Raw genomic sequence first — 8,987 nt, 5'->3', positions numbered from 1 at the left:
CGTCAGGCGCTGAAGGACGAAAGAGAACGCGCGCGGGCTTAAGCACCCGGCGTCGTTTCCTTGAACTTGCCGTACGACATCAACCGTTCGAAACGGCGTTGACGCAGGTCGTTGATGCTCATGCCCTGGAACTGGCGCAGCGAGTCGGCGAGTGCACGGCGCAGCATCGCGGCCATGCCCTTCGGATCGCGATGCGCGCCACCCAGCGGTTCGTTGACGATCTTGTCGATCAGGCCAAGCGCCTTGAGACGATGCGCGGTCAGGCCGAGCGCTTCCGCAGCTTCCGGCGCTTTCGCCGCGCTCTTCCACAGGATCGACGCGCAACCTTCCGGCGAAATCACCGAATAGGTCGAGAATTGCAGCATCAGCACGCTGTCGCCGACGGCGATCGCGAGCGCGCCGCCCGAGCCGCCTTCCCCGATGATCGTGGCGATCAGCGGCGTCTTGAGTTCAGCCATCACGTACAGATTGCGGCCGATCGCTTCCGACTGGCCGCGCTCTTCCGCACCGATGCCCGGATATGCACCCGGCGTATCGATGAACGTGAAGATCGGCAAGCTGAACTTTTCAGCAAGACGCATCAGGCGTTCGGCCTTGCGATAGCCTTCCGGACGCGGCATGCCGAAGTTGCGCAGCGCGCGCTCCTTGGTGTCGCGGCCCTTCTGATGGCCGATCACCATGCAAGCCTGGCCGTTGAAACGCGCGAGGCCGCCGACGATCGACAGGTCGTCCGCATAATTGCGGTCGCCGTGAAGCTCGTGGAAATCGGTGAACAGCTCGCTCACGTAATCGAACGTGTACGGGCGTTGGGGATGTCGAGCGATTTGCGAAACCTGCCACGGGGTGAGGTTCGCGTACAGATCTTTAGTGAGCTGTTGGCTCTTCTTGGACAGCCGCTCGATTTCTTCCGAAATATCGACGGCCGAATCGTCCTGCACGAAGCGCAATTCTTCGATCTTCGCTTCGAGTTCAGCGATCGGCTGTTCGAAATCCAGAAAGGTGGTCTTCATTGGTTGTAATCCTTGGACTTACCGGCAGCGCGTATTCTAACCGCGCTCGCCGATGTCAAAACCATCTCTCAACTATCGATTTTTAACAGTTGATAGTTTTTCGAAACGGCATCGCCTCTTTTTTGTCAGTAGTCGATCTGCAGCGGATCGAGACTACGCCACATATACCAGGTCGCGACGGTGCGCCACGGCTCCCAGTTTGCCGCAACCTCACGCGCTTCGCTGCGCGTAACCGGTTCGCCGCTAAAGTAATTGATGCTGATCGCGCGGATCAGGCCAAGGTCGTCGAGCGGCAGCACGTCCGGGCGCGACAGATTGAAGATCAGGAACATTTCCGCCGTCCAGCGGCCGATGCCGCGGATCTGCGTGAGCTCGGCGATCACCGCCTCGTCATCCATCGAAGTCCACTTGCCGACGTGCAACGCGCCCGACACGAAGTGCTCTGCGAGATCGAGCACGTATTCGGCCTTCCGCTTGGAGAGCCCGCACGCGGTCAGCTTGTCCTGGCCGAGCTTGATGAACTGCTGCGGCACGAGTTTCGGACACGCGGCCTCGACTTTCGCCCAGACCGCTTGCGCGGACGCCACCGAAATCTGCTGCCCGACCACCGAACGCGCGAGCGTGACGAACGGATCGCCACGGCTCAGCAGATGCACCGGGCCGAACTTCGGAATCAGTTTCTTCAGAATGCGGTCGCGCTTGACGAGGTCCGCGCACGCTTTGTCCCAATATGCCGGACGGGTAACTTCAGGCGTGAGGCCATCGATCTGCACAGGCACGGCGAGTTCAGCAACACCCGCGGCTTCACCGCCGGCACTCGATGACGCGCGCGTCTTGCGTACGACTTCACCTTCGTGCCCTTCGCGCGTCATACGCGCGAGTTCCTGCACGTCGCCGGCAAGGTCAGCAGGCAACGCGCCATTGCTCTTTGCACGCGGTGCTTTGGCGCGCGTCGAAACAGGCGCGTGCACCGACGCGCCGTTCAGCGCGCGCTTGGCCGTGGCCTTCTTCGCTGCACCCGTCGCTGCGCCCGCCGCTGCACGCGTGCCTGTCTTCGCCGCCACTGCGGCGGGTTTCGACGATGCTTTCTTTACCGCGCTGCTGCCCGTACGAGCCGACGTGCGTGTCGACTTTGCCGCGGCTGCCGCGTTTGTTTGAGACGTGGCTCGTTTAGCCGGCGTCTTCGTGGCCGTTGCCATCCTGCCTCCTGCCTGGCGAGTCGATCAAAGGGAAGGTCGAGGTGCGCTCACACGCGCCGCCACTCGGTCAACCCGCCGGGTTTGTCTTCAAGTGCAACGCCGGCCTCGAGCAATTCGGCCCGGATCCGGTCTGCTGCCGCATAGTCTTTCGCCTGCTTGGCTGCCACGCGCGCGGCGATCTTCGCTTCGATCGCTGCGGCATCGAGCGCGCCCTCCGCGGCGGCGCCCGCAGCCTGCTGCAGGTATGCACGCGGCTCTCGGCCGAGCAACCCGATCACAGCGCCAAGCGAGCGCAGTTGACGGGCCAGCACGGGGTCGCGCGTGCGGTTCACTTCAGTTGCCAACTCGAACAACACCGATACTGCAACCGGCGTGTTGAAGTCGTCATTCATCGCTGCCCGGAAACGCTGCGCATGCGCTTCGTTCCAGTCGAGCTCCGCGCTGTCAGGTGTGACGTCTTTCAGCGCGGTGTACAAACGTGCGAGGGCATTGCGGGCGTCATCGATATGCACGTCGCTGTAGTTCAACGGCGAACGGTAATGCGCGCGCGCGATAAAAAACCGCACGACCTCGGCATCGTACTGCGCCAATACTTCGCGGATCGTAAAGAAGTTGTTCAACGACTTCGACATCTTCTCATTGTCGATCTGCACGTAGCCGTTGTGCATCCAGTAATTGACGAAGGTTTGTCCGGTCGCGGCTTCGCTTTGCGCAATCTCGTTCTCGTGGTGCGGAAACTGCAGGTCCTGACCACCGCCGTGAATGTCAAAATGGTCGCCGAGCAACGTGCAGCCCATGGCCGAGCATTCGATATGCCAGCCCGGGCGGCCGCGCCCATATTTCGAATCCCAGCCGGTGTCGGCCGGCTCGTCCGCCTTGGCCGGCTTCCACAACACGAAGTCGAGCGGATCCTGCTTCGCGTCATTCGCAGCGACACGTTCGCCCGCGCGCAAATCTTCAAGCGACTTGCCCGACAGCTTGCCGTAGCCCGCGAACTTGCGCACGGCGTAGTTCACGTCGCCGTCGCTCGCCTGATACGCATAGCCATTTGCCTCGAGCTGCTCGATCATGCCGAGCATCTGCGGAATGAAATCTGTCGCGCGCGGCTCCAGATCGGGCCGCTCGATGCCGAGCGCGTCCGCGTCTTCATGCAACGCCTTGATGAAGCGATCGGTCAGCGATTTGATCGTTTCACCGTTCTCCACTGCGCGCCGGATGATCTTGTCGTCAATATCCGTGATGTTGCGCACGTAGGTCACGTCGTAACCGAGCGTGCGCAACCACCGTTGCACGATGTCGAACACGACCATCACCCGCGCATGACCGACGTGACAATAGTCGTACACGGTCATCCCGCAGACGTACATCCGCACGACGCCATCTTGCAGCGGCACGAAGGTTTGCTTGTCACGCGCGAGCGTGTTGTAGATGCGCAGTGATTCCATAGAGAACGGTGCGTGGGCCGAAAGAAATCCGCAATGTGTTTCGTGCTGTTTGGTGCAAGAGGCCCTCGCGAGAAGACGGCGGGTGCTTCCTGTACCGCGACATGCACAGCAGCAAACCGGTGCACCTGGTGCGGCGGTTAGGCTGCGATCAAGGCGGAGACGACCACGAGTGGCGAAAAGACAGTTTGCGGTTCGACGGAACGCGCAGACCTTTTGTTAGAATGGGTCGGAGTATAACATCCAGACCCGAGCCTATGAAACCTTCCAGCGGCCGCGCGCGCAGCGCTGCGACCCTCGCCGCGACGGCATTCTGCGCCGTCGCCCTTACGGTCTTGCCGGGTGCTGCCGCGTACGCGCAGAAAGCCGCCACGATGCCGACGGGGCCCGCCGTGCGTGACAACACGCCGGAGATCGACGCGTCGATTGCGCAGAAGAACTGGCAAGCCGCGCTCACGCAGCTCGACGCGCGCATCGCCTCGAATCCGCATGACGCGCAAGCAAAATTCAAGCGCGGCACGGTGCTGGCCCATCTGGATCGCGACGACGATGCAATCACCGCGTTCACCGAACTCACGCAACTGTATCCGGAACTGCCCGAGCCGTATAACAACCTGGCGGCGCTCTACGCGAAGCACGGCCGTTACGCCGAGGCACGCGCCGCGCTCGAAACCGCGACCAAGGTGAATCCGGGCTATGGTCTCGCGTACGAAAATCTCGGCGATCTCTATCTGCGCATGGCCGACGCGGCTTACCGTCGCGCGCAAGGCCTCGGCAAAGCGAGCGCCACCACCACGCAGCGCCTCGCTGACATCGAGAAGATCGTCTCGCCGCCCAAGGGCACCGTGCCGGTAAAGAAGGTCGCCGCCGCGCCGGCCGAGGCCAGTGCCGCGCGCGAGAGCTCAGACATGACACAGACACCGGGCTTCCAGTTCGGCGGCCCGAATGGCTCGCTCGCCATGCCGCCGTACATGGCGCCGTCGAAATAACACCGTCACCGTTTTCGGCAACACGTTTTTTCCAACCCTGAGGATCTTCATGAAATGGTTGATGTTGGCGCTCGGCAGCGCCGCCCTGATCGCAAACGCCCCCGCCTTTGCCCAGTCCGGTTCGCAGGCCGCGCATCCGTCCGTCCTCTTCAAGACCACGGAAGGCGACATCCGCGTCGAGTTGTATCCTGAGAAGGCGCCGAAGACGGTCGCCAACTTCCTCGACTACGTGAAGTCCGGCCAGTACAGCGGCACGATTTTCCATCGCGTGATTCGCGGCTTCATGATTCAGGGCGGCGGTTATACGCAAAGCTTCGCGGAGAAGCCCACGCGCGCGCCGATTCCGCTCGAAAGCCGTAACGGTCTGAAGAACGCCGCCGGCACGCTCGCCATGGCGCGCACCAGCGATCCGGATTCGGCCACTGCGCAGTTCTTCATCAACACGGTGGACAACGCCGGCCTCGACTATCCGAATCCGGACGGCAACGGCTACGCGGTGTTCGGCAAGGTCACGAGCGGCATGGACGTCGTGAAGAAAATCGAAGGCACGCCCACCACCACGCGCGGCCCGATGAGCGACGTGCCTGCAAAGCCGATCGTGATCGAATCGGCTACGGTTGTCGGCAAGTAACAGAATACAAAGCAGCACTGAAACAGCACTAACAGCACTTGGCACCCTGCACAGGAAGTCAGCGCTCAATCTATGCCCCCGGCGCGGCCCGCCGTCATCGCACCTCACATGACGGCCGGTCACGCTTTTTAACCACCTCGTTCATCAAAGGATTCCATCATGGTTGAACTGCATACAAACCACGGCGTCATCAAACTCGAACTGGACGCTGAAAAGGCGCCGAAGTCGGTTGAGAACTTCCTCAACTACGTGAAGGCCGGCCACTACGACAACACGGTGTTCCACCGCGTGATCGACGGCTTCATGATCCAGGGCGGCGGCTTCGAACCGGGCATGAAGCAGAAGCCGACGGCTGAGCCGATCACCAATGAAGCGAACAACGGCCTGAAGAATGTCAACGGCTCGGTCGCGATGGCTCGCACGAACGACCCGCATTCGGCGACCGCGCAATTCTTCATCAACGTGAACGACAACGACTTCCTGAACCACTCGTCGCCGACGCCGCAGGGCTGGGGCTACGCCGTGTTCGGCAAGGTGGTCGACGGCATGGACATCGTCGAGAAGATCAAGAAGGTCAAGACGGGTTCGAAGGGCTTCCATCAGGACGTGCCGGCCGACGACGTCGTGATCGAAAAAGCAGTGATCGTCGACTAAGCGTCCAATAAACGTCGACCCGTTCGAACTGAACTCAGGCACCTTCAATGCTGCAAGAAACGCCGCTGCGAAGCGTCGCCGCGGGCGTGCCTGGCGCGGGCAAACGCCCGCACGCCGCACGCCCGTTTTTTCTCCTCTCCGATATTCATCTGAGCGAGGCGATTCCGCACACGGTCGCCGCGTTCGAGCACTTCATTCGCGTCACGGCTGAGCAGGCCGACTCGGTTTTCATTCTCGGCGACCTGTTCGAGTACTGGATCGGCGACGACATGCTCGTCGAGCCGTTCGTCGCGCGCATGGCGGCGTTGCTGCATACACTGTCGGAACGCGGCATCGCGCTCTACATCATGCACGGCAATCGCGATTTTCTACTCGGCAAGCGCTTCATGAAAGCGGCCGGCGCGATCTGGCTGCCCGATCCGTTTGTGATCACCGCATTCGGCACGCGGATCGCGCTCGCGCACGGCGATGGCCTCTGCACCGCGGATCGCGGCTATCAAATATTCCGGCGCTTTGCGCGCAGCCGGTCCGCGCAGATGCTGTTTCTCGCGTGGCCGTTTCGCTGGCGTCAGGCGCTGGCGGAAAACATGCGTTCGAAAAGCGAGCTAGGCCGCGCACGGCCGATTTCGGTGAAGTATGACGTGACGTCGAAGGCCGTCGCTGCGTTATTCAAGTCGTCGAAAACGGCCACGATGATCCATGGGCATACGCATCGGCCGGCTCGGCATCGCGAACCTGAAGGCACGCGCTGGGTTTTGCCGGATTGGGAGCTCGACCACGGCGAGCGCCGTGGCGGTTATCTGCGGATCGATGCCGAAGGGATTCGGGCGTTACCGCTGGATTGATCGCTTAGCGCTCCACCGCCGCCCCGTCTACCTTGCCGGCGATCGCAGCCGATAGGCGCCGCAAATCGAGCAGCGCCGCGTCGGCGCCTTGCAGACCTTCCAGACTGGTTCCCAACCGCTCCAGCGCGTCGACGATCTCATCGATGCGCTTCGACTGCGTGGCGGCGTGGTCAATCAGCCCATGAATCGCCAGCGACACCGGATCGTCCGCATTCGGTGTGATGCCATAGGCGCAGAATGCGCTCTTTTCCGGCGCAGCCTTCGACTCACGCGACGCGCCATTTGACGATGCGCTCGCCGAACCTGCTGCCGCAGCAGCCACGGCAGCCGCGGCCGGCACGATGATGCGCGCCGGATTACCCACCGCCGTACCGCGCGCCGGCACCGGCTTGGTGACCACCGCATTCGAGCCGATCTTCGCGTCCGCGCCGATGGTAAAGCCGCCGAGCACCTTCGCCCCCGCTCCGACGATCACGCCGCGTTCCAGCGTGGGATGCCGCTTCGCACCCCGCGTAAGCGACGTGCCGCCGAGCGTCACGCCCTGATAGATCGTGCAGTCGTCGCCGATTTGCGCCGTCTCGCCGATCACGACGCCCATGCCGTGATCGATGAACACACGGCGGCCCAGCGTCGCGCCGGGGTGGATTTCGATGCCGGTCATGAAACGCGCCATCTGCGAAATGAAACGCGCGAGCCAGCGGCGTTTAGCCTGCCAGCATGCGTGCGCGAGCCGGTGCAGCACGAGCGCGTGCAGACCCGGGTAACACGTGAGGACTTCCCAGGCGCTGCGGGCGGCGGGATCGCGCTCGCGGATCGTGGCAATGTCTTCGCGAAGTCTCGTGAACATGGCAGGGATTGTGTCGTGGGGGAAAAACCGCAGGCGCGAAACATCACGCACGGCGGATGGCTTGCCGCTTAGCAGATCGGCAGCTTTGCTTAGAACGTTTTGGGCAATTGTAGGGCGATTGCGCGAAACCTGCCGGAAGCCCACGCTGCCGGCAAGGTCGTCGATGGGGGGCGCTGTCCTTAAGAAGCGTCGCCGCCCGGCGCTTTGGTCTTCAGCAGAATATGCTTGGCGATGCCGCGCACGATATTCACTTCTTCGCGCTCCAGACCGGAACGCGCGAACAGGCGCCGCAGGCGCGACATCAGCTTCTTGGGATTGGCCGGGTCGAGAAACTCAAGCGCGACCAGCGCACTTTCCAGATGGGCGTACATGCTTTCGATCTCGTCGCTCGGCGCCCGGGCGCCTGCCGGCTCGCCCTGCCCGGCGGACACCTGAGCCGCGGCAGGCGTTGCGGGCGTTGCCTCGCCATCAGACAAATACGCCGTGCGTAATTCATACGCCAACACCTGCACGGCCTGCGCAAGATTAAGCGAACTGTAGGCCGGATTGGCCGGAATATGCGCGAGCGCGCTACAACGCTCGACGTCCTCATTCGACAAACCCGTGCGCTCATTGCCGAACACCAGCGCGATTTCGCCACGTACCGCCTGCTCACGCGCGGCACCGGCCGCGGCACGCGGCGTCCATTGCGGCGGCCCGTATTCGCGCAGCCGGGCGGTCAGCGCGATCGACCAATGCACGCCGCTCAACGCCTCGGCGAGCGTCGGCACGACGTGCGCCGATGCCAGCACATCGTCGGCGCCGCTTGCCATGGCGATGGCTTCCGGATCGCTCTGCACGTGCGGCACGCGCGGCGACACCAGCACGAGGCGCGAGAAACCCATGGTTTTCAGCGCGCGCGCCGCGGCGCCGACGTTGCCGGGGTGGCTGGGCTCGACGAGCACGAAGCGCGTCGACGTAAAACCGCCGCGCAGGTCCGCCACGGCGGGATCGGAAGAATGATGCGTGTGGTCCACGATGGAATTCTGCAAGGTAAAGAATGCGTATGGTAGCGCCAACCCCGCGTCGGCTCCGAATTGTGCGTAACGACCGCACAAAACGCGCGCCAATCGGCCGTCATGCGGCGCGGCGGGCAGCAATCGCTGCCGTGGCGCCCGGACTCAGGTAAAATACCAATATTCGCGCCCGGCTTTCGTCTACGAAAAGTCCGGCGCCTCGTTCTTATTCAATTCGTCTCCGTCGGCGGAATGCGCACCCGGTCGCTTATCGGACGTGCGTTCCGTGCTGTTTTCGCGCCCCTTGATGGTGCTCAATCAGCGCTCATCCCGCGCTCATTTACCGGTCAGCAGCCGTGCTGCCCCGGCACAAGG

9 protein-coding genes are annotated in these 8,987 nt (G+C 62.7%); 4 read left to right on the top strand and 5 right to left on the bottom strand.

Annotated features, from left to right (window positions below):
• Positions 1-38: 38 nt before the first annotated feature.
• The 3 genes from PQQ96_RS16140 to cysS form a co-directional block, all read right to left on the bottom strand.
• Positions 39-1,010, bottom strand: a complete 972-nt coding sequence (locus PQQ96_RS16140; protein WP_128589679.1) for an acetyl-CoA carboxylase carboxyltransferase subunit alpha — start codon at positions 1,008-1,010, stop codon at positions 39-41.
• 125 nt (positions 1,011-1,135) lie between these two features.
• Entirely contained in the window at positions 1,136-2,209 is a 1,074-nt protein-coding gene (locus PQQ96_RS16135; protein ID WP_408293485.1) for a DNA-3-methyladenine glycosylase family protein, read from the bottom strand.
• A 47-nt stretch (positions 2,210-2,256) separates the two neighbouring features.
• A complete protein-coding gene (gene cysS / locus PQQ96_RS16130) occupies positions 2,257-3,654 on the bottom strand; it encodes a cysteine--tRNA ligase (RefSeq protein ID WP_408293483.1) in 1,398 nt (465 codons plus the stop codon).
• Between the two features lie 254 nt (positions 3,655-3,908).
• Here cysS and PQQ96_RS16125 point away from each other — a divergent pair, with 254 nt between their 5' ends.
• The 4 genes from PQQ96_RS16125 to PQQ96_RS16110 all read left to right on the top strand — a co-directional run bounded on the left by PQQ96_RS16125 (position 3,909) and on the right by PQQ96_RS16110 (position 6,770).
• Positions 3,909-4,640, top strand: coding sequence for a tetratricopeptide repeat protein (locus PQQ96_RS16125; protein WP_408293481.1), 732 nt, complete (start codon positions 3,909-3,911; stop codon positions 4,638-4,640).
• Positions 4,641-4,689: 49 nt separating this feature from the next.
• The gene (locus tag PQQ96_RS16120; RefSeq protein WP_408293478.1) at positions 4,690-5,271 is read left to right on the top strand and encodes a peptidylprolyl isomerase; all 582 of its coding nucleotides are present in this window, start codon (positions 4,690-4,692) and stop codon (positions 5,269-5,271) included.
• Between the two features lie 159 nt (positions 5,272-5,430).
• Positions 5,431-5,925, top strand: coding sequence for a peptidylprolyl isomerase (locus PQQ96_RS16115; RefSeq protein ID WP_074283023.1), 495 nt, complete (start codon positions 5,431-5,433; stop codon positions 5,923-5,925).
• A gap of 47 nt (positions 5,926-5,972) precedes the next feature.
• On the top strand, positions 5,973-6,770 hold the full coding sequence (locus PQQ96_RS16110) for a UDP-2,3-diacylglucosamine diphosphatase (RefSeq protein WP_408293475.1): 798 nt from the start codon (positions 5,973-5,975) through the stop codon (positions 6,768-6,770).
• 4 nt (positions 6,771-6,774) lie between these two features.
• Here the strand turns inward: PQQ96_RS16110 and cysE are convergent, their stop codons facing one another.
• The gene (cysE, locus tag PQQ96_RS16105) at positions 6,775-7,617 is read right to left on the bottom strand and encodes a serine O-acetyltransferase (RefSeq protein WP_408293472.1); all 843 of its coding nucleotides are present in this window, start codon (positions 7,615-7,617) and stop codon (positions 6,775-6,777) included.
• Between the two features lie 179 nt (positions 7,618-7,796).
• Positions 7,797-8,633 carry an RNA methyltransferase gene (locus tag PQQ96_RS16100; protein ID WP_408293493.1) on the bottom strand — a complete coding sequence of 279 codons (837 nt, stop codon included), beginning with the start codon at positions 8,631-8,633 and terminating at the stop codon, positions 7,797-7,799.
• Positions 8,634-8,987: the final 354 nt, after the last annotated feature.

It is taken from the genome of Paraburkholderia sediminicola, assembly GCF_046027825.1.
GTDB classification, from domain to species: Bacteria; Pseudomonadota; Gammaproteobacteria; order Burkholderiales; family Burkholderiaceae; genus Paraburkholderia; species Paraburkholderia sediminicola_D.
Note: the sequence above shows the minus strand (reverse complement) of the source record. Positions and strands in the feature narration are given on the sequence as shown.